23 protein-coding genes are annotated in these 22,690 nt (G+C 47.3%); 19 read left to right on the top strand and 4 right to left on the bottom strand.

Annotated features, from left to right (window positions below; genetic code table 11):
• The first annotated feature begins 144 nt into the window (after positions 1–144).
• The 6 genes from L6H70_RS02885 (at position 145) to L6H70_RS02910 (ending at position 8,015) form a co-directional block, all read left to right on the top strand.
• Positions 145–2,754 carry a CHASE3 domain-containing protein gene (locus tag L6H70_RS02885; protein ID WP_236329586.1) on the top strand — a complete coding sequence of 870 codons (2,610 nt, stop codon included), beginning with the start codon at positions 145–147 and terminating at the stop codon, positions 2,752–2,754.
• 212 nt (positions 2,755–2,966) lie between these two features.
• Positions 2,967–3,836, top strand: a complete 870-nt coding sequence (locus tag L6H70_RS02890) for a PRD domain-containing protein (RefSeq protein ID WP_236329588.1) — start codon at positions 2,967–2,969, stop codon at positions 3,834–3,836.
• A gap of 22 nt (positions 3,837–3,858) precedes the next feature.
• Entirely contained in the window at positions 3,859–4,365 is a 507-nt protein-coding gene (locus L6H70_RS02895) for a PTS sugar transporter subunit IIA (protein ID WP_236329590.1), read from the top strand.
• 48 nt (positions 4,366–4,413) lie between these two features.
• Entirely contained in the window at positions 4,414–5,868 is a 1,455-nt protein-coding gene (gene nagE / locus L6H70_RS02900; RefSeq protein ID WP_236329592.1) for an N-acetylglucosamine-specific PTS transporter subunit IIBC, read from the top strand.
• Between the two features lie 272 nt (positions 5,869–6,140).
• Positions 6,141–7,562, top strand: coding sequence for a methyl-accepting chemotaxis protein (locus L6H70_RS02905; protein ID WP_236329594.1), 1,422 nt, complete (start codon positions 6,141–6,143; stop codon positions 7,560–7,562).
• 138 nt (positions 7,563–7,700) lie between these two features.
• Entirely contained in the window at positions 7,701–8,015 is a 315-nt protein-coding gene (locus L6H70_RS02910) for a hypothetical protein (protein WP_236329596.1), read from the top strand.
• A gap of 113 nt (positions 8,016–8,128) precedes the next feature.
• On the opposite strand, the gene L6H70_RS02915 is transcribed toward L6H70_RS02910, so the two are convergent.
• Both L6H70_RS02915 and L6H70_RS02920 read right to left on the bottom strand, forming a co-directional pair.
• Complete coding sequence (locus L6H70_RS02915; protein WP_423802765.1) at positions 8,129–8,281, bottom strand: hypothetical protein; 153 nt, start codon at positions 8,279–8,281, stop codon at positions 8,129–8,131.
• 236 nt (positions 8,282–8,517) lie between these two features.
• Positions 8,518–8,844, bottom strand: a complete 327-nt coding sequence (locus tag L6H70_RS02920; protein ID WP_054940433.1) for a winged helix-turn-helix transcriptional regulator — start codon at positions 8,842–8,844, stop codon at positions 8,518–8,520.
• Positions 8,845–9,005: 161 nt separating this feature from the next.
• On the opposite strand from L6H70_RS02920, the gene L6H70_RS02925 reads away from it, so the two are divergent.
• The 7 genes from L6H70_RS02925 to L6H70_RS02955 all read left to right on the top strand — a co-directional run bounded on the left by L6H70_RS02925 (position 9,006) and on the right by L6H70_RS02955 (position 14,722).
• Positions 9,006–9,788 carry a GTP cyclohydrolase II gene (locus L6H70_RS02925; protein WP_236329600.1) on the top strand — a complete coding sequence of 261 codons (783 nt, stop codon included), beginning with the start codon at positions 9,006–9,008 and terminating at the stop codon, positions 9,786–9,788.
• Between the two features lie 75 nt (positions 9,789–9,863).
• The gene (locus L6H70_RS02930; protein WP_236329602.1) at positions 9,864–10,919 is read left to right on the top strand and encodes an ABC transporter ATP-binding protein; all 1,056 of its coding nucleotides are present in this window, start codon (positions 9,864–9,866) and stop codon (positions 10,917–10,919) included.
• 76 nt (positions 10,920–10,995) lie between these two features.
• Positions 10,996–11,790, top strand: coding sequence for an ABC transporter permease (locus L6H70_RS02935; RefSeq protein WP_236333083.1), 795 nt, complete (start codon positions 10,996–10,998; stop codon positions 11,788–11,790).
• Positions 11,791–11,794: 4 nt separating this feature from the next.
• Positions 11,795–12,580, top strand: coding sequence for an ABC transporter permease (locus L6H70_RS02940; RefSeq protein WP_054940436.1), 786 nt, complete (start codon positions 11,795–11,797; stop codon positions 12,578–12,580).
• A 178-nt stretch (positions 12,581–12,758) separates the two neighbouring features.
• On the top strand, positions 12,759–13,727 hold the full coding sequence (locus tag L6H70_RS02945) for an ROK family protein (protein ID WP_236329604.1): 969 nt from the start codon (positions 12,759–12,761) through the stop codon (positions 13,725–13,727).
• A gap of 73 nt (positions 13,728–13,800) precedes the next feature.
• On the top strand, positions 13,801–14,337 hold the full coding sequence (locus L6H70_RS02950; RefSeq protein WP_236329606.1) for a hypothetical protein: 537 nt from the start codon (positions 13,801–13,803) through the stop codon (positions 14,335–14,337).
• A gap of 46 nt (positions 14,338–14,383) precedes the next feature.
• The gene (locus tag L6H70_RS02955; RefSeq protein ID WP_236329608.1) at positions 14,384–14,722 is read left to right on the top strand and encodes a DUF6054 family protein; all 339 of its coding nucleotides are present in this window, start codon (positions 14,384–14,386) and stop codon (positions 14,720–14,722) included.
• A 41-nt stretch (positions 14,723–14,763) separates the two neighbouring features.
• Here L6H70_RS02955 and L6H70_RS02960 read toward each other — a convergent pair whose 3' ends face one another.
• The gene (locus L6H70_RS02960) at positions 14,764–15,207 is read right to left on the bottom strand and encodes a DUF4395 domain-containing protein (protein ID WP_236329610.1); all 444 of its coding nucleotides are present in this window, start codon (positions 15,205–15,207) and stop codon (positions 14,764–14,766) included.
• Positions 15,208–15,403: 196 nt separating this feature from the next.
• Here L6H70_RS02960 and L6H70_RS02965 point away from each other — a divergent pair, with 196 nt between their 5' ends.
• From L6H70_RS02965 to L6H70_RS02990, 6 genes are all read left to right on the top strand, one after another.
• On the top strand, positions 15,404–15,982 hold the full coding sequence (locus tag L6H70_RS02965) for a TetR/AcrR family transcriptional regulator (protein ID WP_341482688.1): 579 nt from the start codon (positions 15,404–15,406) through the stop codon (positions 15,980–15,982).
• A 63-nt stretch (positions 15,983–16,045) separates the two neighbouring features.
• Positions 16,046–17,500 (top strand): DHA2 family efflux MFS transporter permease subunit, encoded by a 1,455-nt coding sequence (locus tag L6H70_RS02970; protein WP_236333085.1) that lies wholly within the window; start codon positions 16,046–16,048, stop codon positions 17,498–17,500.
• A gap of 147 nt (positions 17,501–17,647) precedes the next feature.
• Positions 17,648–18,454, top strand: coding sequence for a M15 family metallopeptidase (locus L6H70_RS02975; protein WP_236329614.1), 807 nt, complete (start codon positions 17,648–17,650; stop codon positions 18,452–18,454).
• Positions 18,455–18,599: 145 nt separating this feature from the next.
• Positions 18,600–19,370: a stalk domain-containing protein gene (locus L6H70_RS02980; protein ID WP_236329616.1), complete on the top strand. Its 771-nt coding sequence runs from the start codon at positions 18,600–18,602 to the stop codon at positions 19,368–19,370.
• Between the two features lie 173 nt (positions 19,371–19,543).
• Positions 19,544–20,173: a TetR/AcrR family transcriptional regulator gene (locus L6H70_RS02985; RefSeq protein WP_236329618.1), complete on the top strand. Its 630-nt coding sequence runs from the start codon at positions 19,544–19,546 to the stop codon at positions 20,171–20,173.
• Between the two features lie 20 nt (positions 20,174–20,193).
• Complete coding sequence (locus tag L6H70_RS02990; protein WP_236329620.1) at positions 20,194–21,690, top strand: DHA2 family efflux MFS transporter permease subunit; 1,497 nt, start codon at positions 20,194–20,196, stop codon at positions 21,688–21,690.
• A gap of 78 nt (positions 21,691–21,768) precedes the next feature.
• Here L6H70_RS02990 and L6H70_RS02995 read toward each other — a convergent pair whose 3' ends face one another.
• On the bottom strand, positions 21,769–22,671 hold the full coding sequence (locus L6H70_RS02995; RefSeq protein ID WP_236333087.1) for a DMT family transporter: 903 nt from the start codon (positions 22,669–22,671) through the stop codon (positions 21,769–21,771).
• Between the last annotated feature and the right edge of the window lie 19 nt (positions 22,672–22,690).

Raw genomic sequence — 22,690 nt, forward strand, 5'->3', positions numbered from 1 at the left:
TTTGCAAGCCAGATGGAGGTTGAACCTTTGCTTAATAAACAGGCTAGGAGCTTGAATATTCGAGGCAAAATCGCGCTTGGCTATATCGTAATTTTAGTAATGTTAGGCCTGTTTTTGATAATTGTTTCGAATCGGATTACTGATTTGGAGAAAGAAACAGTCTACCTGAGCGATCACGATATTAAGATTCACGAGCTTACATATCAGATAGAAAAAAATGTGCTGGACATGGAAACAGGGCAAAGAGGGTATGCGCTAACCGGAAACAACACTTATCTGGAGCCCTTTAACGATGGTCTATCCGAGTGGGATGTGAATTACTCGAAACTGAAGCCCCTGATTGCAGATAATCCGGAGCAAGTGCAGAATCTGGACAATATCAAAGCGGATATCGAAAAGTGGGTTACGGTGGCTGGCCAATATGTGGTCAACCTCAAGAAAAACGGCCGGGATGCAGAAGTCGCTGCGTTCTTTCAAGACGATTCCGGCAAAATCATAATAGATTCAATCCGCACACAATCCGATTATTTTCGGGATAAAGAACGGGCGCTTACCAGTGAACGCATTAAGAGTCTTAAGAACGGGAATCATAAGCTCATTAACACGATGTATATTTTGTGGGCTCTAGTAGCGCTGTTGGCCTACCTTATAACACATCTGCTCTCATCAAGCATCGTAAGGCCATTACAGCAAGTGATCCAGGCCATTAACAGTATTGCCGCCGGCGGCAACATGTCTGAACGGATAAAAGTAAGAACCTTAGATGAAGTTTATGATCTTGGTGAAGCGACTAACGGGCTGCTCGATAAGGTTCAGCAGGATCAATGGAGTGCGGAACAGCTGGCTAAGATGTCTCTCATACTGCAGGAAACAACCGATCTTTCAGTAATGTGTCAAATTTTTATGAATAAGCTCTCGAAAATTTTTGAGATCCAATATAGCGCTATTTATGTTCTGAATCATGAAGAAGAAGTATATAAGCGGATGTACGCCTATGCCGGCAGCAGCGATAAAGATGCCTCGTTCGGTGCAGATCGAATTCAGCCGGGTGAAGGACTTGTCGGACAGAGTGCTCTGGATAAGTCAGTCAAGTTCATTGAGAATTTGCCGGAGGACTATATCAGTATTAATTCAGGACTCGGCAGAACCGCACCGCGGTTTGCCGTGATTGCACCGGTCATTTTTGAGAACAAGACGTTGGCCGTTCTGGAAATTGCATCACTCACGAAGTGGGCTCCTTATCATCTGAAACTTCTGGAAGAGCTGCTTAAGACCATGAGCGTCTCATTGAATTCTGTAATCACACGAAGCGAGATTCAATCACTCTATCATGATTCTCAGGTGATGAATGAGGAACTTCAGGTACAATCTGAGGAATTGCAGGTGCAGTCTGAGGAATTGCAAGTGCAAGCAGAAGAACTGCAGAACCATACGAATGAACTGCTTGTTCTGAACAGAGAGCTTGAAATCCAGAAATCTGTAGCTGAGAATGCAGCCGTTGAACTGGATAGATATAACAAGCAGCTGGAACTAAGCTCGCGCTATAAAAGTGAATTTTTGGCTAACATGTCCCATGAACTGCGCACACCGCTTAACAGTATGCTGATTCTGTCCCAGCTGCTTATAGAAAACCGCAGTAATACATTAAGCGAAGAAGAACTAGGGTATGTATCGGTGATTCATTCCTCCGGAAGTGATTTACTCGCCATGATTAATGACATTCTTGATTTTTCCAAAGTTGAAGCTGGCAAAATGCAGGTGGAGATGGACGCGGTTAATCTCACTGAACTCCCGGCACTGCTCACAGGTTACTTTGACAAAACAGCGGCGAAGCGGAGCTTGGAGTTTTCTGTCCAGGTTGAAGAGGATGTACCTGACTTATTTTTCACAGACGAGATGCGGATGCATCAGATTTTACGTAATTTGCTGTCCAATGCTTTTAAATTTACAGAGCATGGCTTTGTTCAAGTGAAGATAAGCTGTGCGGAGAATCCCTTTGCTGTACAAGATTACCAGCAGGAGCGGATGCTGGCTTTTGCGGTAATAGACAGTGGTATCGGTATTTCCGAAGCAAACCGTGAACTCGTTTTTGAAGCCTTCAGGCAGGCTGACGGGACAACCGCCCGTAAATACGGAGGAACAGGACTTGGGCTGTCCATTTCACTTCAGCTGGCCCGGCTGCTGGGTGGACATATCACACTGCAAAGTGAAGAAGGCAAAGGAAGCACCTTTACACTTTACCTCCCTTACCTCCAGGAGGAGACGGATATCCCTTTAATTCCGCTGGGAGCATTGTCGCCTGTTGCAGCAGCTAGTGAGCAGGCTTCAGCTTTGAATGAGAAAATCATGTTCGAGAAGGAGCATCGCAAGCTGCATGGCAGGACTGTATTGATTGTTGATGATGACTCACGTAATATTTTTGCCCTGCAGAACGGGCTTGCTCCCTATGATATGAATATTCTTACAGCTCAGACCGGCTTTGAATGCCTGCAAATTGTCAGAGAGCAGCCAGAGGTGGATATTGTCCTGCTGGATATTATGATGCCGAATCTGGACGGTTATGACACACTCTCCATTATCCGTGAAGAGCTGCTGCTGACGGAGCTGCCGATCATAGCGGTGTCTGCCAAGACTATGAAAGAAGACCGGGAGAAATGTCTTGCTGCTGGAGCCACCGATTTCATGAGTAAACCGGTTATCTTGCAGGATGTTGTAACCCGGATGTGCAGATTAATCAGACCGGCAGAAGGATAAGACATGGGCTCGGCTTGACTTTTCTAAATTTACCATTGACTCAAATATGGGCTATGATTTATGATGGTCTCATAAATGATCATTTATACAACAAACGAATGGCGTGTTACCGTAAAAGGGCATGAGCCAAGGATTGTCTCCATTAATCATATGGAACGGTTCTTGGCTCTTTTTAATGCAAAAATCTTGAATATAAGGGGAGGAGGGAGAACTTGTCGCGGGAAATCGAACAATTTCAAGTCTTGCGAGTGATTGGGAATAATGTGGTTATGGTCCAGGGAAGCAAGAACGGCAAGGAATATGTCATTATCGGCAAAGGCATCGGTTTTGCAGTGAAAGATGCCGGAGTGATTGATAGCAATGATCACCGGATCGAGAAGCTGTTCCGCCTGGAAGACCGGGAGGAATGGAGCCAGTATCAGATTTTGCTGGAAGACATCGATCCTAAGGTTATGAAAATTACCGATGAAATTATCGGGGATATCACCAGTCAGTTTCCCGGCAAGTTAAACGACAAAATCTATTTGGCGCTCCCGAGTCATATCCAATTTACCATCTACCGATTGAGAAGCGGAATGGATATCATCAATCCATTTTTACAGGAAACCAAAATGACGTTTCCCAAAGAATTTGAGATCGCTTCCAATGCGGCAGAGAAAATCAGCGCTGAATTCAAAGTGCAGATTCCTGAAGATGAGATAGGCTTTCTCACCTATCATGTCTATTCCGCGGTGAGTAATGTACCCGTGGGCCAGGTGGTGAAGGCTTCGAACATTGTTAATGAACTGCTTGATCTGATCCGGACAGAGCGTAAGATTACTTTTGCGCAAGGCAGTATGAACCATGTGCGGCTGATGATCCATCTGAGGTTTAGCCTGGAACGGATTTTACAAGGATCGCTCATTGACAACCCGTTCGTGAAGCATATTAAAAAAGAATTTAAAGCGGAATATAAGCTGGCGCAAAAACTCGGAAAAGTCATGCAGAGCAAACTTGACGTAGAGGTACCGGAAGAGGAGTTATGCTTCCTGGCCATGCACTTGCACCGGCTATTCCAGACTTTAAACAAAAATAATCAATAGCAGCCCGGGAGGAGTGGTGCGGATGTTTTCCAAATGGAGATCCAAAAAAGAAGAGCAGCGTACTGGACATATAATCGAAATTGCAGCGCCTATCAGCGGGCAGGCTGTGCCGTTAAATGAAGTTCCCGATGAGACCTTTGCCGGAGGGCATATGGGTAAAGGACTCGCTATAGAGCCTGCGGAAGGCAAGCTATTGGCGCCTTTTGACGGTAAAGTCGCCCATATTGTGAAATCAGGTCATGCATTAATTCTTGAACACGCTTCCGGTTTGCAGCTGCTGCTGCATATCGGGATCGATACGGTCAGCCTGAAGGGCAGCGGATTTCAGAGTCATGTGGCTACCGGAGACACTGTAAAAGCCGGTCAGATTTTAATTGAATTTGATCTGGAGGCTATACGATCTGCGGGGTTATCCGCAATCTCGCCGGTCATCGTAACGAGCATGGAGGAAACTCCGCCAGAGGTTGAATGCCTATACGGGCAGGTTACAGCGGGATCGGATCTGGTTCTAAAAGTAGCCACACAGTAATAGCACATAGAACTTTACCTATTATGAAATTGAGGAGATGATTTAATTATGTTGGCTTTTTTACAAAAGTTAGGCAAGTCTCTGATGCTTCCGGTAGCAACCTTGCCTGCGGCAGCTATTTTGCAGGGATTCGGATTAATTGACTACGAAAAGGACTTCCATTTGGGGAGTGCCGTTGGTGGATTTTTGAATCAGTATGTTGGACCTTTCCTTAATGCCGGCGCAGGGGCCATCTTCTCGAATTTGGCCTTGATTTTCGCGATTGGGGTAGCCATCGGATTTGCCGGTGATGCTGTTGCTGCCTTGTCAGCGCTGATTGCTTACATGGTGCTCACTAATGTGCTGAAGATTGTTCCCTTGCAATTTTCCTTCATTAATGATGATGTAGTGCTGAACATGGGTGTGCTTGGCGGGATCTTTGCCGGTGCGTGGGCAGCATTCCTTTACGAGAAATACCACGGTGTCAAAATGCCTGATTGGCTTGGATTCTTTGCCGGCAAACGTTTCGTCCCGATTATCACAGCAGCTTCCACTATGGTCCTCGCCGTATTTATCGGAATGATCTGGAGTCCAGTTCAGGACGTTATCAGTGATTTCGGAAACTGGGTTGTAAGCCTTGGGGCAATCGGCGCATTCGTATTTGGTACGGCCAACCGTTTGCTGATTCCAATCGGCCTGCACCATGTCATTAATACAATTGCCTGGTTCCAGATCGGTGACTTCACCAATGCTGCAGGAGAAGTCGTACATGGTGACCTCACCCGCTTCTTCGCCGGAGACAAAACAGCCGGGATGTTCATGACAGGCTTCTTCCCGATTATGATGTTCGCATTGCCTGGTGCAGCCTTGGCATTCATCCATACCGCCAAGCCTGATAAACGTAAGCTGGTAGCATCTATCTTCATCGGCTCGGCGATCGCTTCCTTCCTGACAGGGATTACCGAACCCCTGGAATTCTCCTTCATGTTCGTGGCGCCGCTGCTCTATCTGGTGCATGCCGTTCTCACAGGTCTGGCAGGTCTGCTGATGTACGTGCTTGAGGTCAAACTCGGTTTTGGGTTCTCAGCCGGTCTGCTGGACTACCTCCTGAATATGAAGCAGTCTACTAATGCATGGATGCTTATCCCTGTTGGTCTTGCTTTCTTCGTACTCTATTATGTGCTGTTCCGCTTCATTATCGTGAAGTTTAACCTGAAAACACCAGGACGCGAAGATGATATGGACGATACATTTGAAGAAGTTAGCGTTGGCGGAACCAGCGGAAACTCATCATCAAGAGCCGCAAAGATACTGGAAAATATCGGTGGACCCTCCAACATCCGTACCATTGATGCCTGTATCACACGACTGCGGTTGAATGTGAAAGATGAAAAAGCAGTCAAGGATGCCGCACTGAAGCAGCTTGGCGCATCCGGGGTGATGAGACTGGGTCAAGGTGCAGTGCAAATTGTATTTGGACCCCAATCCGAACAGATCAAGGATGATATTAAGAAATTAATGTAATTCATCATCAGAAGTTCATAAAATAACGTAAAGCAAGGGCGGATCCATTACATCCGTCCTTGCTTTTTTGTTGTCTTCCGGCTTGTCAGCTAAAAAGGAAGGCTCCTTTTACCGATATACTATTGTATGCATTTTGTATAAAGATGAAGGGATGAGAGAAAATGGATATGGGAATTCCGGCGGAACGTCACAAACAATCAGTGCAGACATTAAGCACCTCATCCGGTTACAGTATATTTGAGACTGATCTAATTGCCAGGCGGAATCAGATAATGGCCTACCTTATATTACTTATCTCTGTACTGGCCACCATATTCCTCATGATATCGGAAGGGATGATAACTGGACTTATCGCAGTCACGCTAAGTATAGTTGTGAATGTACTCCTGTTCGGTGCTGCTAGGAGAAAGATTGCCACCCGGCAAATTCCTTATTTCGTAGCTATCTTTTCATCCTTCCTAGTCCTGTATGCTAACCTAACGCAGCCGGAATTAATTACGATACTCTCGTTTGCGCTGCTGCTGTTATTATATCCAACCTATGGCCCGCTGCTGGTCTACAGTATAGTCAGCTTCATCCAATTGAATGTTTTCAGAATACATCCTGCTGTCACTGATTCGCCTCCGTACCAATGGGGAGATAATCTAAAGCTGTTTATTCCGCTGGCTGTAGTATTTGTGCTGTCCGTACTCTTTCGCCAGCTTCACATCAATCTATTCAGACAAACATCGGAATCTGAAACGGCTAATGCACGGATGGAGACACTGTTGGATCAAATGAGAAGCTCGATTCAAGAGATGGGAGCTTTTAAACAGAAGCTGCAAAGGAGTGTGATAACCACGGGGTACATTACCAGCGAACTGACAATGGGCTTTGCCGAGATGACCAAAGGGATTGAAATCCAGGCAGCCAGCGTCGGTGATATCTCAGAAGCCATTAGTGCTGCAGGTACGGCCCTTCAAACAGTAGCGGATAATTCCAGCATGATGCGCGAGCTGTCGAATGCTTCAGCACGTACCGTTGAACGAGGCAATGAGCAGGTAAACTTGTTATCACAGAGTATACTGGAAATCAGTGCGATGATTAATAATATAACATCTGTGATGGAGGAGCTTAATGAACAGAATAACAGTATTGGCTCCATTGTGGAGACGATTCAATCGATCGCTTCCGAGACAAATCAGCTCGCAATGAATACTGCTTTGGAGGCGGAGGGTGCTGCCGGTCATGGGCAGAGCTGGGATGAAGTTACCGCCCAGGTGAGCAGGCTTGCAGAGCATTCGAATCAATCAGCAGAAGAAATATCCGGGCGTTTAGGTAATCTGAGAGTAAAAGTTATGCAGATGACAAACCAGATAGAGCAGGGTAAGCTCATGATTGAGTCCAGTGAATCTACAGTCAAGCAATCGGAGGAGGTCTTCCGTGAGCTGTCGAATATTGCTGTGAAGGTGGTTAAGCAGGCAGAGGAAGCAGCGGAGAAATCTATTGATGTGGCTAACTCTTCAAGTGTGATCATCGGCGAAGTCGACTCCATCTCCGCGGTGACAAAGGAATCCAGGGCCGCCTCGCGGGAAATCCTTGCCAGTGTTGAAGAACAAAAGACGATTGTGGATCAGGTGGTTGCAGGATTTGAGCGTTTGGATGAACTGATTGGAGCATTACAGGTGCTTTCCGGAATGAAGCAGCCAGCATAAAGGTAGACCAAAGCACGGCGGGCATATAGATGTCCGCTTTTTTTTTGCGCAAAATGGCTTTTTTCTCCTTGAGACTATTGCAATATACATAATACCGAGTATAATACTTGGTATAAATGGATTAAGGAGTCGGTACACATGTCAGTCGATGATTATCTGGATCTTCTAAACTATGCCAAAGCAATTAACGATGGACAGTGGCAGGCTGACATCATTGAGACTTTGAAGAACTTTAAGGCAACGTCGGAAGAATACAGAAGAGAAGAGAATGTCCGGGAGCTATGGAACCGGTTCGATGATATTAATCGTAATTTGCTGATGTTGTTTGACAAGCTAAGAGAGAATGATGGTTCAGAGGACAGTTACCGGTGGAAAGAGCAGATCTGGGAGCTGAAGATGGAGCGGATTACAATAGCGAAGCAGATTCAGGAGCGGTACATCAAGATTAGATAAAACAAGCAGAATAGATATAAAAAAATGGCATGCAGTTGGTCTGCTCTGCCAAGACTTGCGAATATCCGGTTAATGTGAATTTAACGGATTCACGGTAACCTATGAATTCATGATTACTTAGACATTTGCATTCCTTCGCGCATCATAGTCATACACATGGTCATCATTTCATCGCAGTCTTGCATTTTCTTCATCATCATGTCCATGTTCATGTCCATCATTTTCATTTCGGACATCATTTCCATGCACATCTTCATTGAGTTCATCTTAGCCATCATGTCTTCCATACACATGTTCATCATCATTTCCATGCACATTTTTTCCATTGTTAGCTCCACCTCTCAATTGATAATAGATTACGCTTTTAAATTACTATATTTACCTGCTGACTTCAACAGAAAAAATTTAAATGAATACTTATCATGTCTATAACATCAAATAAGCGCCCATTTGATCCGGAATCCGGTTCAAAAAGGGCGCTTGTTTGCTAGCGGGACGGCCGTCACTGTTTCACACCGAGCTCAATCCAATCCGTAGACCAGTTTCCGATTTCCCCCAGAATAGGAGCAAGAGCCGTTCCTTTCGGGGTAAGCGAATATTCAATGCGCACTGGCATTTCAGGATACACTGTCCGTTGAATGATGCCTTCGTTCTCCATTTCCTTCAAGCGGTCGGAAAGAACCTTGCCGCTGAGATTGGAGAGACAGCTTTCGATTTCACCGAAACGGCGGGGGCCTTGCATCAATACAAATACGATCAATGCGACCCAGCGTTTGCTAAGCACGTCTACCGCTTTCTCAAAGCGTGGACACATCTCAAATTCATTCATTTAGATCACCTCTGCATTCATTATATCACAAACTTACAATAAGTAATTATAATTATTTAAATATATATTATAACTTGACGAAGTTATATTACAATGATAAACTAACTTACAAATAGTTACTAGTAAGAAATTAAATTATTAAAATTTAGGACGGTGCAATCATGATCAAACCGGATATCATTTCTATATTGCAGAATAAAATCAAATGGATCACTAACGATAACAATACTAACATATTAGTTGGACCGATTACATTGCCTGTTAATCTGGACGGAGAGACAATTACATTTAAATGGTACAGCTGGATCAAAGCTTCTGATGCTGACCTGCTTCAAGGCGATTCCAAGGAGGCCACAGAACTGCTTATTTCGCGGTTGTCTTCCATGAAGCTGGCGGACGGGCAGCAATCGAGTGTCCTCGTCTATGGTGACTTTGAATATTCGGACGAAGCGCTCATCCGGATGCACAGCATCTGCCATACCGGCGATATTTTTGGCAGCAAACGCTGCGATTGCGGCTTCCAGCTCCGCCAGTCCATGAAGATGATTGCCCAGCATGGTTCCGGGGCGCTGTTCTATCTGGCCAACCATGAAGGAAGAGGGATCGGCCTGTTCAGCAAAGCTATGGCCTATATTCTTCAGGAAGAAGGCTATGATACTGTGGAAGCCAATCTGGAGCTCGGTTTTGCCGATGATTCCAGAGACTATACGGATGCGATCAGCGTACTGCAGCATCTTCGCAGCAAACCGGTAACTCTGATTACCAACAATCCTAAGAAGATGGAAGCTCTGAAGGCAGCAGGGATGAACACCGGGAAGAGAATTCCGCTCTGGGGTGATGTCTCCGTCTTCAATGAAAAGTACCTGCGGACTAAAGTTACACGCTCCGGCCATCTGGAGGCAGTGAAGACACCGGAATTCTTTGAAGGCCGGGTCGCGAAATAAAGAGGGTAGTGCTTTTCCATTCTGTACATTATAATGGAGAACTGAACCATAACTTTTAGCTTAGCGAGGTACTCTATGAACGCAATTGAAGTGCAGGACTTGCGCAAAACCTTCAAAGTCCAAAAAAACCGCGAGGGCCTCAAAGGGGCCTTCGCTGATTTGTTTAAACGGCAATATTCTGAAGTTACAGCTGTGAAGGATATTTCATTCACTATTCCCCAAGGGGAAATCTGCGGCTATATCGGCGAGAACGGAGCAGGCAAATCAACGACGATCAAAATGCTCTCGGGAATCCTGGTTCCGACCTCAGGCAGTGTGTCTGTCGGCGGCTTTGTTCCTTATGAGGAACGCGAGAAATTCGTGCAGAATATTGGCGTTGTGTTTGGCCAGCGCAGCCAGCTCTGGTGGGATATCGGTGTTATTGAGTCTTTTCAGCTGCTTCGTAAAGTGTACCGGGTATCCGAGCAGGATTTCAAAAAACGGCTGGACGAGCTGGTCGAACGGCTGGAGCTCCAGGATCTGCTTAACCGTCCGGTCCGCAAGCTGAGTCTTGGCCAGCGGATGCGCTGTGAGCTTGTGGCTGCGCTCCTGCATAATCCGTCGATTATCTTCCTGGACGAGCCGACCATTGGACTTGATATCGTCGTGAAGTCAGAGATCCGCGATTTTCTCAAAGACATGAACCGTGAGCATGGTACTACCATTCTGCTGACAACCCATGACCTGCAGGATATCGAAGCGCTGTGTTCACGAGTAATTATGCTGGATGACGGACGAATTATCTATGATGGCGGGCTTGAGGAGCTGAAGCAGCGCTGGGGAACCGGACGCGAGGTGCAGTTCCAGTTTGGAACAGCGACTAAGCTTGCGCAGCTGGTGCAGTGGACGGACGGGATGCCCGTGTCCTGGTCGGCTGAGAATGAGCTGGGTGCCAAGGTATGGATTCCGCTGGAGCTGAATGTATCTGATGTGCTGGCCCGGGTTGTCGGTCAAGCGGATATAACCGACATCAAAATTATCGAAACGAATACTGATGAGATTGTACGCAGCATTTATCAGTCCGGATCTGCCGAGAAGCCGGAAGAGATGATTGCGGGCTTGCAGGATGAGAAAGAGGCCACTCATGTCTAAAGCTCTAAAGACTGCTGTCTCCACCTCTGGTGGAGGCTCTTCGTCAGGCCATTCCCCGGAAAACGGGCGACGTCTGCTGCTTGGTGCTTACTTTGATTTTATCCGCATCCGCTTTCTGACTATGCTTGCTTACCGGATCAATTATTATTCTGGTATTCTGATTTATACTCTGAATATCGGGGTGAATTATTTTACCTGGAAGGCCATATACGGCGGCGGTGAATCGTTAGGCGGCTTTACAGGGGCACAAATGACAACTTATGTTGCCGTCTCCTGGATGGCGAGGGCCTTTTATTTCAACAATCTGGACCGTGAGATTTCTACGGATATCCGTGACGGCAGCATCGCGATCCAGTTCATCCGCCCGTATAATTACGTGCTGGTCAAAATGATGCAGGGACTCGGTGAAGGGCTGTTCCGGTTCATGATGCTGATGATTCCGGGGATGATTATAGCGGTACTACTGTTTCCTGTGCAGCTGCCTACGGAGCTTTCGGCATGGATCGGATTCCTGGTCATGCTCTTCTTCAGCTTCCTGATCAGCTCACAGATTAATGTAATCACAGGCCTGACGGCCTTTTTTGTCGAGAATAATGAAGGCGTAATGCGGATGAAGCGGGTAATCGTGGACCTGTTCTCCGGTCTGATTGTGCCGATCACCCTATTTCCGGGCTGGCTGTCTTCTGTGCTTCACGTATTGCCTTTTCAAGCCATCACTTACCTGCCGGGCTCCGTATTTACGGGCCGGGTACAAGGGGTAGGCATCTGGAATGTGCTCGGTGTCCAGGTCTTCTGGTTCCTGGCGCTGATCATTCCTATTGTCTGGCTATACCATGCGGCGCGTAAGCGGCTGTTCGTGCAGGGAGGTTGATGACATGTATTACTTGGGATTATTATTTGAATATTTGAAAAATTATATGAAAACCCGGTTAACCTACCGCGCCGACTTCTGGGTAGAGGTCATATCGGATCTGCTGTTCCAGGCGACCAACTTTATCTTTATTCTGGTTATCTTCATGCATACGGACAGTCTCGGCGGCTGGAATCAGAATGAAGTAGTGTTTGTCTACGGCTTCTTTATGGTGCCCTTTGGTGTCTTCAGCTGCTTTGTGAATATGTGGGGCTTCAGTGAGCGATACATTGTTAAAGGTGAGATGGACCGTGTCCTGACGCGTCCGGCGCATAATCTGTTTCAGATTTTCCTGGAAAATGTCGATCCGCCGTCTCTGGTCGGTTCGTTCATCGGACTGATAATTATGGCGATCAGCGGCGCTAATCTTGGCCTGCCTTTCGAATGGTGGACTATTCCGGCATTGCTTGTACTGACATTAAGTGCGGTTGCGATATACACAGGGATCTATACGACCCTGACTTCCTTGTCGTTCTATTCCGATGCGCCAACCGGCATTTTGCCGCTCATGTACAATATTCAGACGTATGGACGTTATCCGGTGACGATCTACAACCGGGCGATTCAGGTGTTGCTCACCTGGATTGTTCCATTTGCTTTTGTCGGAATCTATCCGGCAGCACTGTTCCTGCACAGGGATGAGATGAGAAGCATGGCATTACTAACACCGGTAGTCGGCGCAGTGTTCCTCTGTATTGGACTTCTAAGCTGGAATTACGGAGTCAAACGGTATAAGGGAGCAGGCTCTTAAGACAGATACGTTAGTTATTCAAGGCAGGCGGATGAGACATCTCCGTTTGCCTTTTTTTGCTTTGTGAACACAATAAGAAAATACTATAAAGTTGCGATAAAAATCCTAACCTCTCTTTGCCAGAAATAGCATACTAAGAATAGTAACTGGACACTTAAGGAAAAGAAGGACGGGTTCTATGAACAGCTACATATTAGGTGTCGATTTAGGCGGAACGAATATCAAAGCCGGGTTGTTCGATGATGGATTCACCGCCGTAGATGAATTGTCTCTATTAACGGAAGCAGCAAAAGGGCCGGCACATGTACTCGAACGGATCAGACTTGCAGTGAAGCAGCTGACGGATGGGAACGGGATTGATCTTCAGCAGATTGAATGTATGGGTATGGGGATACCTGGCCTTTTGGACCCGGTAGAAGGGCTGTCTATCTTCTCCCCGAACTTTCCGGGGTGGGAGCAAATACATATTGTGAATGAAATGAAGCATCATTACGATTTCCCTGTCTATATTGATAATGATGTACGGGTCAATTTATATGGGGAGTGGCTGCATGGTGCCGGAAAAAACTGCAGCAATCTGGTGCTGCTGACTCTCGGTACAGGCCTGGGATCGGGAATTATCCATGACGGAAAGGTGCTGTACGGGACGACCTATAGCGCAGGAGAAATCGGGCATATGAATATGTACAGAGACGGCAGGCCCTGCCGCTGCGGCAGCTCCGGCTGTCTAGGGCGGTATGTCTCAGCTGTAGGCATGGTCAAAACCTTCAAAGAAAAGCTGGCAGCAGGCAAATCCAGTGTCATTCAAACCTGGACGGACGGCGACAACGGCCAGATTACCGCCTTAATGATCTCAGAGGCATATGACCAGGGAGATGAGCTGGCGCTAGAAGTGATGCATGAGACAGGGAGACTGCTTGGTTTCGGGCTGGCAAATGTGATTAATCTGCTGAACCCTGAGCGGATCATAATTGGCGGGGGAATGGCGGCGGCTGGGGACAGGCTGCTGGGTGTTGTGCGCGAAACCGTGAACGGCCATGCCTTGAAGCTGTCAAGCGGCAGCTGCAGTATCGTACAGGCCGAGTTGGGGAGCCGTGCTGGTACTTTAGGTGCGGCATCATATGCCCATAAGAAGTTTATGGGATAAAGCTCTGCTGCATTTTTTGAAAGATCAGCTTGGCATGATATGCTGTAGTTATCGATTAAGCAGGAGGGTAATGATGAAACGAGACATTCAGCATGTGCCTTATGGTTATGAGCCGCCGGCCAAAGAACGTAAAGGGACTTTGATTTTCTATGATTCATTTGAGCGTATCACGGATCAGGAGCTGGAAATGGCTGCGAGAACTGCGATAGATCGCAAATTCACTAAGCTGGTGCTATATCCGCTGCATGAGGAAACGGTGAGACGTATGACGAAAGAGCCCGTACAGGCTTACTACAAGCGGGAAGACCGTCTTCATGAGTGGAAAAGAGAGCAGGGACTCCCGTTTGTCACCGTGGAGAGCCTCGAAGGTAAGCGGAAGAAATACACGCCGCTGGATTCGGCGCTACGTCATATCAGCGATGTCTATCCAGCGCCGTATTTTCTGTATCTCACTCCGGAAATGGCCAATTTGTTTGCTTCATATTCTTCGTTTGAGGAATGGATTGTCAAGCTGCGGCTGCTCCTGTCAGAAGAACCTGACCAGATTCACCCCCGTCTGGCAAAATTCCGCCACCGCTGGGATATCGCCGGGGCAGTCCGGGAGGAATAGCGCTTTAGAATAAAGCATGCTTCATTAATGGGGGAGGCAGGTTTGGATGAATGAAGTGTTTAGATTTGATATCAGTCTGCAGCCTGATGCAGCTATAACACTGGTGAGGAACGGTCTGACGGAACAATCGGAGCTGTTGCATCAGGAGCTGCATGATCTTGGAGACGGACGGATGATTGGAACACTGGTGTATGAACGTTATTACTTACGCGCCGGCAATCAGGCTGCACTGGTGGTGATTGTGGATAATTTCAGTGGGGTGAGTAAAGTCCGGCTCATTTCGGCGGGAAGCTCGAACAGTATGGTCTTTAAATTCGATTGGGGCGCAGGCAAAAGCTTCGCCTCGTCTGTAGAGAAGATCCTGTCTTCCTACATTTTGAAATGAACAATACTGAGTAATTCACGGCAGCACCGGCAGGTAATTAATTATTTGCCCGATGCTGCCTGTTTGCGTCTGTAGTTGTACATTTTCCATTGATAGTGGATAAAGCAGCCGATGCAGAATCCCAGAATGGCGACAGTTGCAGCGGTCGCTACCAGTGCCGTGAAAATATACCCAAGAACTGTCCAGCCGGCCAAAAAGCTGACCAGTCCGGCAGCAAGGCAAAAAACAGCGATGCTCTGATTGAACTGCTGCTGATCCCAGTCTTCCTGCAGGTAAGAGGAAGGCTCTTTCCTCAGAAAATTAGCGGCTAGCTTAATGACCGGATTATATCCAAACAACAGACCAGCCAATCCGGCGGCCAGCGGGAGCGCAAGCAGCAAATAGGCTCCTGTGATCCAGGTCAGCAGTACAGAAAGGACGATAAAAGCCTGATTGGTTTTGACTAGAGGTCTGGGAATCCCTTTGGTTGTGCTGATTTCAGTCATCATAAAACACACCTTTCTGATTGGAATAATAATATTATACTTGATTGGACTTCAGATTAACAATTGGAATGTTACTTTCTATTCTAAAGAATAATTAAGACCGGGATGAAAATTAAATTTGAAACAATTAAATGTTGACAAATAGTTAAAATTTATGGTTTTATTATATAGACCGATTGTTATAAAAGAAAAGGAAGTGTTGAGCTTGTCGAACAAGCACAATGCACGTGAGGCGATTGTGGACACCGCTTCAAGATTGTTTTTCACACAAGGTTATCATGCGACCGGCTTGAATCAGATCATTAAGGACAGTGAATCGCCGAAGGGATCGCTTTATTATTATTTTCCACGGGGTAAAGAGGAACTGGCCTTAACCTGCATCAGCCGGACAAGTGAGATAGTTGCCCAGCTGCTCCGTTACTACGCGGATAAACAACTGGGTACAGCCGTAATGGTACAGGATTTCATTCTGGATGTAGCCAGGAAGGCTGAGGAGACTTCTTTTGAAGGGTTAGTTCCGTTCAGCTTTTGGGTTGCTGTTGAAACCTCCTGTGTCAGTAACGAGCTGCGCTCGGCCTGTCAATCGGTGTTCAAGGACTGGCAGGATGTTATTATGCAGAGTCTGCTTCAGGAAGGCGTGGAGGACACAACTGCTGCCAATAAGGCTTCGGTCGTCATCTCGCTGTACGAAGGTGCACTTCTCCAGGCGCTGACACACAAGAGCACACAGCCGCTGCTTGCTGCGGCACAGAGTATACCTGCCATACTGGGTTAACAAACAGAAAGCTAGAGAGAGAAAATTATCGATTATCAGGAGGATACAAGAGTGGAAGCAACCATGCAAAGCAAGCAACAACCCCAAGCAAAACAGTTCAAAACGATCCCGATTCTTGTTTCTTTACTGCTCGCCGGATTCATCGGGATGTTCAGTGAAACAGCACTGAATGTGGCACTGAGTGATTTGATGACTGTGCTGAACATTACACCTACGACAGCGCAGTGGCTGACAACCGCTTATCTGCTTACACTGGGCATCCTCGTACCTATTTCCGGACTCTTGCTCCAATGGTTTACGACCAGACAGTTGTTTGTAGCAGCGTTAAGCTTCTCGATTGCAGGAACCTTCATTGCGGCGATGGCTCCGAATTTTGAGTTTCTGCTGATGGCCCGTATCGTTCAGGCCATGGGGACAGCGCTGCTCCTGCCGCTGATGTTCAATACGATTCTGGTCATCATTCCTCCTGAAAAAAGAGGGGCGGCAATGGGACTCATTGGTCTGGTCATTATGGTCGCGCCTGCGATAGGACCAACAATTGCCGGCCTGCTGATCTCGAATTTAAGCTGGCACTGGATTTTCTGGCTGTCACTGCCTTTCCTGGTCATCGCACTGATTTGCGGAATCCTGTTTATGCAGAATGTATCAGAGGTCACCAAGCCGAAGATCGATGTGCTTTCCATTGTGCTATCTTCGTTTGGCTTTGGCGGCATCGTGTACGGATTCAGCAGCGCTGGTGAAGAGAGCGGGTGGAGCAGTCCCAAAGTAATCATTGCGATTGCTATAGGTGTTATAGCCCTTGTGCTGTTCGCCATCCGCCAGCTGACAATGAAGCAGCCGATGATTAATCTGCGTGCCTTCAAGTTCCCTATGTTTACAGTAGGGGTACTGATGATCTTCATCTGCATGATGGTTATCCTGTCTTCGATGCTGATTCTTCCGATGTATCTTCAGCAGGGTCAAGGCTATAGTGCATTCAAAGCAGGTCTGCTGCTCTTACCCGGCGGGATTATCAACGGCTTGATGTCACCGCTGATGGGACGTTTGTTTGATAAATACGGTCCGAAATGGCTTGTTATTCCGGGTCTCGTGGTTGTGGCAGTATCACTCTGGTTCTTCTCCAGCATCACTGCTACGTCCACAGTCATATTTGTAATCGTTCTGCACAGCGCCCTGATGATCGGAATTTCGATGATTATGATGCCTGCCCAGACGAACGGGATCAACCAGTTACCGCTTGAGTATTATCCTGACGGCACAGCGATCATGAACACGCTGCAGCAGGTAGCCGGTGCCATCGGCACTGCCCTGGCTGTAAGCATCATGACCTCAGGCACTAAGAATTATATGAAGACAGTCACTGACGCTGCCGATCCGTCGAATGTGTTGGCGGCATTTACCCATGGGGTGCAGAACGCCTTTATTTTCGGAATGATAATGGCGGTTATCGGTCTGATTGTTGCGTTCTTCCTCAAACGGGTTGTTATTCAGCATAAATCACAAGCACCGATGCATTAATCCTTGTGTTAAGTAATCCTGGCGATTCACTGCCGGAAAGGCATATCCGCACTGCGGGTATGCCTTTTTTGTGCTGGACTTCCTGAGGGGGATAATGTAACTTATAGAGCGTAAATATTTCCGGATTCTGGACGAAGGAGGAGAAGGATGCCGCAGAAAGGTGAACAAGACAATAACGATAATATTAAGAAGCGTTATAGAGTGGCAAGAATGACTGTAGTAATCATCCTGCTTGCAGGCATGGGTGTATTACATGCAGAGAACTACGGCTTAGCACAGACAGCTGTAACAGGTCAGGATACACCCGGAGTACCGGCGAAAAACAGCGTGGTGAAGAAAAATAATCTGCCGGAGGGATTTGTTTACCTTGATGAAGTTGTTCCGGAAGCACAGTATCAGATCCGCTACTACGGCAAAAATAATTTTACCGGAGCACCGGTAAACGGGTACAAGGCGCCACTGGCGATCTTCACCCGTACAGCGGCAACTGCCTTGAAGAAGGTCAGTACCGATTTGGCCGGCAAGGGTTATATTCTGAGAATCTATGATGCCTACCGTCCGCAGAAAGCGGTAACCCGGTTTGTAGCCTGGTCCCAGGATTCTTCGGATACCAAGAACAAACAGCTCTATTACCCGCAGCTAGATAAACGCAATCTGTTTAAGCTGGGCTTTATTTCCAAGAAATCCGGGCATTCCAGAGGCAGCACCATAGACTTAACGCTGGCTGACAAAAAAACAGGAGCTCTGGTGGATATGGGCAGCCCGTATGATTTTTTTGGAGAGATCTCTTATTATAATACCGTGCTTGTGAGCAAGACCCAGCATCAGAACCGGAAAATCCTGAAAGATGCGATGGTCAAACAGGGCTTCAACCCTTATAGCAAAGAGTGGTGGCATTTTACGCTGAAGAACGAGCCATATTCGTCACACTATTTTAATTTTGATGTAGAATAACAAATGTTCTGAAATGATCTTAAGCAGATCTTTTTTTTACGAAAAATGGGTTATATTTTTGAGAAAATCGGTTATTGTTTAATGTGAGACTATTCCCTTCAGACTCTGTGTATACTAATTCTAATACAGGAGAGGTGGAATCGATTTGAAGACTAGAATCGCAGCCGTTATCCTAAGTATTCTGTTAGTGGCAGCCGGAACAGGGACTTTTGCAGCACAAGAGGTAAAAGCCGCGCCGAACATGAGTGTTATTTTGAACGGACAAGCTCTTTCGCTCACAGATTCGACGGTATACAAGAGCGGAGCTGCCGTGATGGTGCCTCTTCGTGAGGTTGCCGAGGCTCTGAAGTACAAGATTTCCTACCAGGGAAGTACCGGAAAAGTTCAATTAAGCAGAGTCAACGAAATCATTGAGTTCCAGGTTGGCGGTCATGAGATTGTAATTGGAGAAAAGGACAAAAAGAAGGTTTCTTTCAAAGGTGCAATTGAAACCAGGGAAAAACGGCTTTATGTCCCGCTATCTTTTCTGAACTCGATTGGCTTAATCGCCGGATATAGCACGGCTACGAATCAATTAGAGATTTATACGCCTGAGGTGGCGGCTGGAGCGGTTTCGACATTGCTGGCAACAGGCCAATATCAGGAGCTGCAGACCCGGTATTTTAACGATAAATCCGGGCAGATGCCTGATTTACCGCTCATTCAAAAGAACTGGGAACAGATCGCAGTTCCGGCGGGGAAATATTTTGGAGTGAAATCTACAGCCAGTGACTGGGGCGAAGAGACGCTCACTATTCAAAGTATTTTGTCTTTTACAGAAGCCGAGGCTGTGCTAACGCTTTCATTGGATAGTGCCGGTAAAATCACCGGTCTGAAACTGGAACCCGTGGCTGCTGAAGACGAATCTCATAGCTAACAAGCAAGAAGGCGACCGAACTCTTGAATGGGGCGGGTCGTCTTCTTTTTGTGTAACTGTAACGGTATAGGCTATTGACATCACGGGAGAAACGGTATAGATTAAATTTGGATTAAACAGTGTTTAAAACGGCGTTTAGAAATCCTTTTCAAAGGGGTGATATTCATTTTATTATGACCAAAGCCACTAACTACGCAGATTCTTCAGAGAAGGATACGAAACAGACGATTCTTGATGCTACAGTAGAACTGATCCGGGAAAAGGGGTTCGGCTGCGCCACACTCCGCAACATTGCCGCTAAGGCGGATATCAACCTTGCACTGGTGAATTATTATTTTGGTTCAAAGGATCATCTGCTTGGGGCTGCCGTAAGAGTGCTCGTGTCCACTTTTAACGATGCCTTTCAAGTGCTGGAGGATGATCTATTGCCGCCGAGAGAGAGGCTTAAGGAGTTTTTTATCCGGTATATCACTAACCTTGAACGTTATCCGGGACTGGCGAAACAGATGCTTGATCAGAGGCATGTGATTCTCGGCTCCCAGGATGAATATGCAAGGTATTGCAAGATGATGAGAATTGAAAAAATTCTTGCTGCGTTGCAGGAAATTACCGGAGAACAAGACAAAGATCAGCAGATGACTATGCTTTTTCAGCTTTACGGTGCAATTGTTTATCCCGTAGTTATGGCATCGAGCCTGCCCCAAGATCAGGATGATATTCTGCCGGTCTTTCAGCTCCCTCCAATTGGAGATCAGATTGACGGGTTGTTTGACCGTTTTTTTACCAAACCAAATCATAATTAGAGAAAAGAGTGGAGAAAAAAATGCCAACGATGACGAATGAGAATCCTGCTGCAGCTGAGCAGCCCTTCTCGCTAAAAGCCATACTGCCGCCATTGCTGGCAATTATAGTCGGGATGATTATGGTTATCCTGGACGGTACAGTTGTCAATGTGGCAGTACCTAAGCTGGTTGATTATTTTAATACGGATCTAAAAACCGTCCAGTGGGCAATTACAGGCTACACCTTAGCCTTGGCTGCCGTGATTCCGCTGGCGGGCTACATGACGGACCGGTTCGGTTCCAAACAAGTGTTTGTTGCGACAGTAGCAATGTTCGTGCTGGGTTCGATGTTATGCTCTCTTGCGCAGACGTCTACACAGCTGGTTATTTTCCGCGTTATTCAGGGTCTTGGCGGGGGAATGGTTGCTCCAATCGGGATGGCCATGGTATTCAGGCTGGCACCTCCGGAACGCAGAGGTACCATTATGGGGATGCTGGGCATTCCGATGCTGCTCGCTCCTGCACTGGGTCCGGTGCTGTCGGGTTGGCTGGTGGAGTATGTAAGCTGGCATTGGATTTTTCTGATTAATGTGCCGATTGGCATTGTGGGGATCATTCTGGGCATCAAATATTTGCCGACCACCGAGAAGAAAGGCAAAGCGCATCTTGATGTTCTCGGGATCATCCTGGCTCCGGTGGCCTTCTCAATGCTGGCTTACGGTGTCAATGAAGGCGGAAGCAACAGCTGGTCAGCTACCGGAACCATTGTCGGACTGTCTGTAGGCGGTGTGGCCCTAGTGCTCTTCGTTATTGTAGAGCTGCTCCACAAGCATCCGCTGCTGGAACTGCGTGTATTCCGTTCATCGGACTTCACCCGCGGTATTCTGCTCTCCTGGGTTACTCAGGCTGCATTATTTGGTTCCATGCTGTTCGTCCCTCTTTATCTGCAGCAAATCCGTAATTACACCCCACTGGAAACCGGCCTTATTTTGCTTCCGCAAGCTTTGGCTTCGGGAATCGGAATGCCGATCGGCGGACGGCTGTTTGACAAAATCGGCGCCCGTCCGCTATTGTTTGTGGGGCTAAGCATTATCTCAACAGCGCTGTTCATGTTATCTGGTATTACCACGGATACAAGTCTTCCGCTGATTATGTTCTGGCTGTTTATGATGGGTCTGGGAATGGGCTTATCGATGATGCCTGTCAATACACATGTACTGAATTCCGCACCGCGTGAATGGGTTGGCCGGGTTACTCCCCTTACAGCTGCTGCACAGCAGGTGGTAGTCTCCTTTGCCGTTGCAGGCATGACCGGCTATTTAACGAGTCAGATTTCGGTCCACACCAAGGAATTGACCGAAGGCGGCAATCCGCTGACGGCTGCGGTTCTTGGATTTAATGATGTTTTCTTTCTCTCGGCATGCATCGCTGTAGCGGGAGTGGTAATCAGTCTAATCCTGCGCAAGCCTAAGCAGCTTCAGCAGAAGGCTTCTGCGGATGGGCAGAACCCTGACCCGGCAATGATAATGGGACATTAACGCTAAGCTTGGCAAAAAGCCGCTGCAGCCTGTGGTAGTTAACACAGTGCTGCAGCGGCTTTTTTTGCGCTATTTAGTTTAGATATCCGCTCTGTGTTTCTTGAGATACCGGGGGAAATGGGAAGCTGAGGACATTTTGCCGAGCAGCTCGGATGCGACAATACCCAGCATAACCAGAGCAGCTCCGGCATATCCCTGCATCGACAGCTGTTCTCCGGCGAACCAGTAACCGAAGAAAGCGGCGAATACGGGCTCCAGAGAAAAGATCAGCCCCGTACGCGTCGGGGTAGTGAACTTCTGTGCTACCGGCTGCAGGATGAAACCGCAGGCACTGCACAGAATGCCAAGTGCCAGAATCGCAATCCAGCCCGGCATGGTGGATGGGAGGTGGGGAGTTTCGAAAATAGCAGACAGAACAAGCGCATAGCCGCTCACGAACCCGAGCTGGAGAATTCCGATGTTCAGCGAATCACAGCTTTTTACCGCTTTGCTGGTGACAAGGATTTGAACGGCATAAAACAGGGCTGACAGAATACAGAGGAAATCACCCGGTTGAATGTGTAATGCAGAATTCAGCGTAAGCAGTCCAATGCCGGCGATGGCAAGTATTGCACCAAATACTTGCGCAGCGGCGACTTTTTTACGGAAGACCAGCACATCAAGCATCGGTACAAAAATAACGGTCAGGGCGACCAGAAAACCTGCGTTGGAAGTTGTCGTTGTCTGCAGCCCAAACGTGATGCAGGTGAATACGCCGAGCAATAAAAACCCGAGCAAGGCCCCGTATCTCAATGTTCTGATATTGATGCTGCGCAGCCGTTTGTGGAACAGAATTGCTGCTAAGATAAAAGCAAGTACGAAGCGGAGAGCAATCAGGTTGAATTCCCCGAGAGTGCCCAGCCCCATCTTCATAAATATATAGGAGGAACCCCAGAACATCGTTACAATCAGGAGCAGTAGCTCGGCCTTGAGCGGCTTCATCGTTGGTATCATCTTCCTT

The sequence above is a fragment of the Paenibacillus auburnensis genome (assembly GCF_927798115.1).
Taxonomy (GTDB): Bacteria; Bacillota; Bacilli; order Paenibacillales; family Paenibacillaceae; genus Paenibacillus_AQ; species Paenibacillus_AQ auburnensis.

What these genes read in the sequence shown, in the direction of transcription:
- L6H70_RS02895 (WP_236329590.1), top strand. Translation starts at nt 3,859, where the DNA reads ATGTTTTCCAAATGGAGATCCAAAAAAGAAGAGCAGCGTACTGGACAT.
- nagE (WP_236329592.1), top strand. Translation starts at nt 4,414, where the DNA reads ATGTTGGCTTTTTTACAAAAGTTAGGCAAGTCTCTGATGCTTCCGGTA.
- L6H70_RS02905 (WP_236329594.1), top strand. Translation starts at nt 6,141, where the DNA reads ATGGCCTACCTTATATTACTTATCTCTGTACTGGCCACCATATTCCTC.
- L6H70_RS02910 (WP_236329596.1), top strand. Translation starts at nt 7,701, where the DNA reads ATGTCAGTCGATGATTATCTGGATCTTCTAAACTATGCCAAAGCAATT.
- L6H70_RS02915 (WP_423802765.1), bottom strand. Translation starts at nt 8,281, where the DNA reads ATGAACTCAATGAAGATGTGCATGGAAATGATGTCCGAAATGAAAATG.
- L6H70_RS02920 (WP_054940433.1), bottom strand. Translation starts at nt 8,844, where the DNA reads ATGAATGAATTTGAGATGTGTCCACGCTTTGAGAAAGCGGTAGACGTG.
- L6H70_RS02925 (WP_236329600.1), top strand. Translation starts at nt 9,006, where the DNA reads ATGATCAAACCGGATATCATTTCTATATTGCAGAATAAAATCAAATGG.
- L6H70_RS02930 (WP_236329602.1), top strand. Translation starts at nt 9,864, where the DNA reads ATGAACGCAATTGAAGTGCAGGACTTGCGCAAAACCTTCAAAGTCCAA.
- L6H70_RS02940 (WP_054940436.1), top strand. Translation starts at nt 11,795, where the DNA reads ATGTATTACTTGGGATTATTATTTGAATATTTGAAAAATTATATGAAA.
- L6H70_RS02945 (WP_236329604.1), top strand. Translation starts at nt 12,759, where the DNA reads ATGAACAGCTACATATTAGGTGTCGATTTAGGCGGAACGAATATCAAA.
- L6H70_RS02950 (WP_236329606.1), top strand. Translation starts at nt 13,801, where the DNA reads ATGAAACGAGACATTCAGCATGTGCCTTATGGTTATGAGCCGCCGGCC.
- L6H70_RS02955 (WP_236329608.1), top strand. Translation starts at nt 14,384, where the DNA reads ATGAATGAAGTGTTTAGATTTGATATCAGTCTGCAGCCTGATGCAGCT.
- L6H70_RS02960 (WP_236329610.1), bottom strand. Translation starts at nt 15,207, where the DNA reads ATGACTGAAATCAGCACAACCAAAGGGATTCCCAGACCTCTAGTCAAA.
- L6H70_RS02970 (WP_236333085.1), top strand. Translation starts at nt 16,046, where the DNA reads ATGCAAAGCAAGCAACAACCCCAAGCAAAACAGTTCAAAACGATCCCG.
- L6H70_RS02975 (WP_236329614.1), top strand. Translation starts at nt 17,648, where the DNA reads ATGCCGCAGAAAGGTGAACAAGACAATAACGATAATATTAAGAAGCGT.
- L6H70_RS02985 (WP_236329618.1), top strand. Translation starts at nt 19,544, where the DNA reads ATGACCAAAGCCACTAACTACGCAGATTCTTCAGAGAAGGATACGAAA.
- L6H70_RS02990 (WP_236329620.1), top strand. Translation starts at nt 20,194, where the DNA reads ATGCCAACGATGACGAATGAGAATCCTGCTGCAGCTGAGCAGCCCTTC.
- L6H70_RS02995 (WP_236333087.1), bottom strand. Translation starts at nt 22,671, where the DNA reads ATGAAGCCGCTCAAGGCCGAGCTACTGCTCCTGATTGTAACGATGTTC.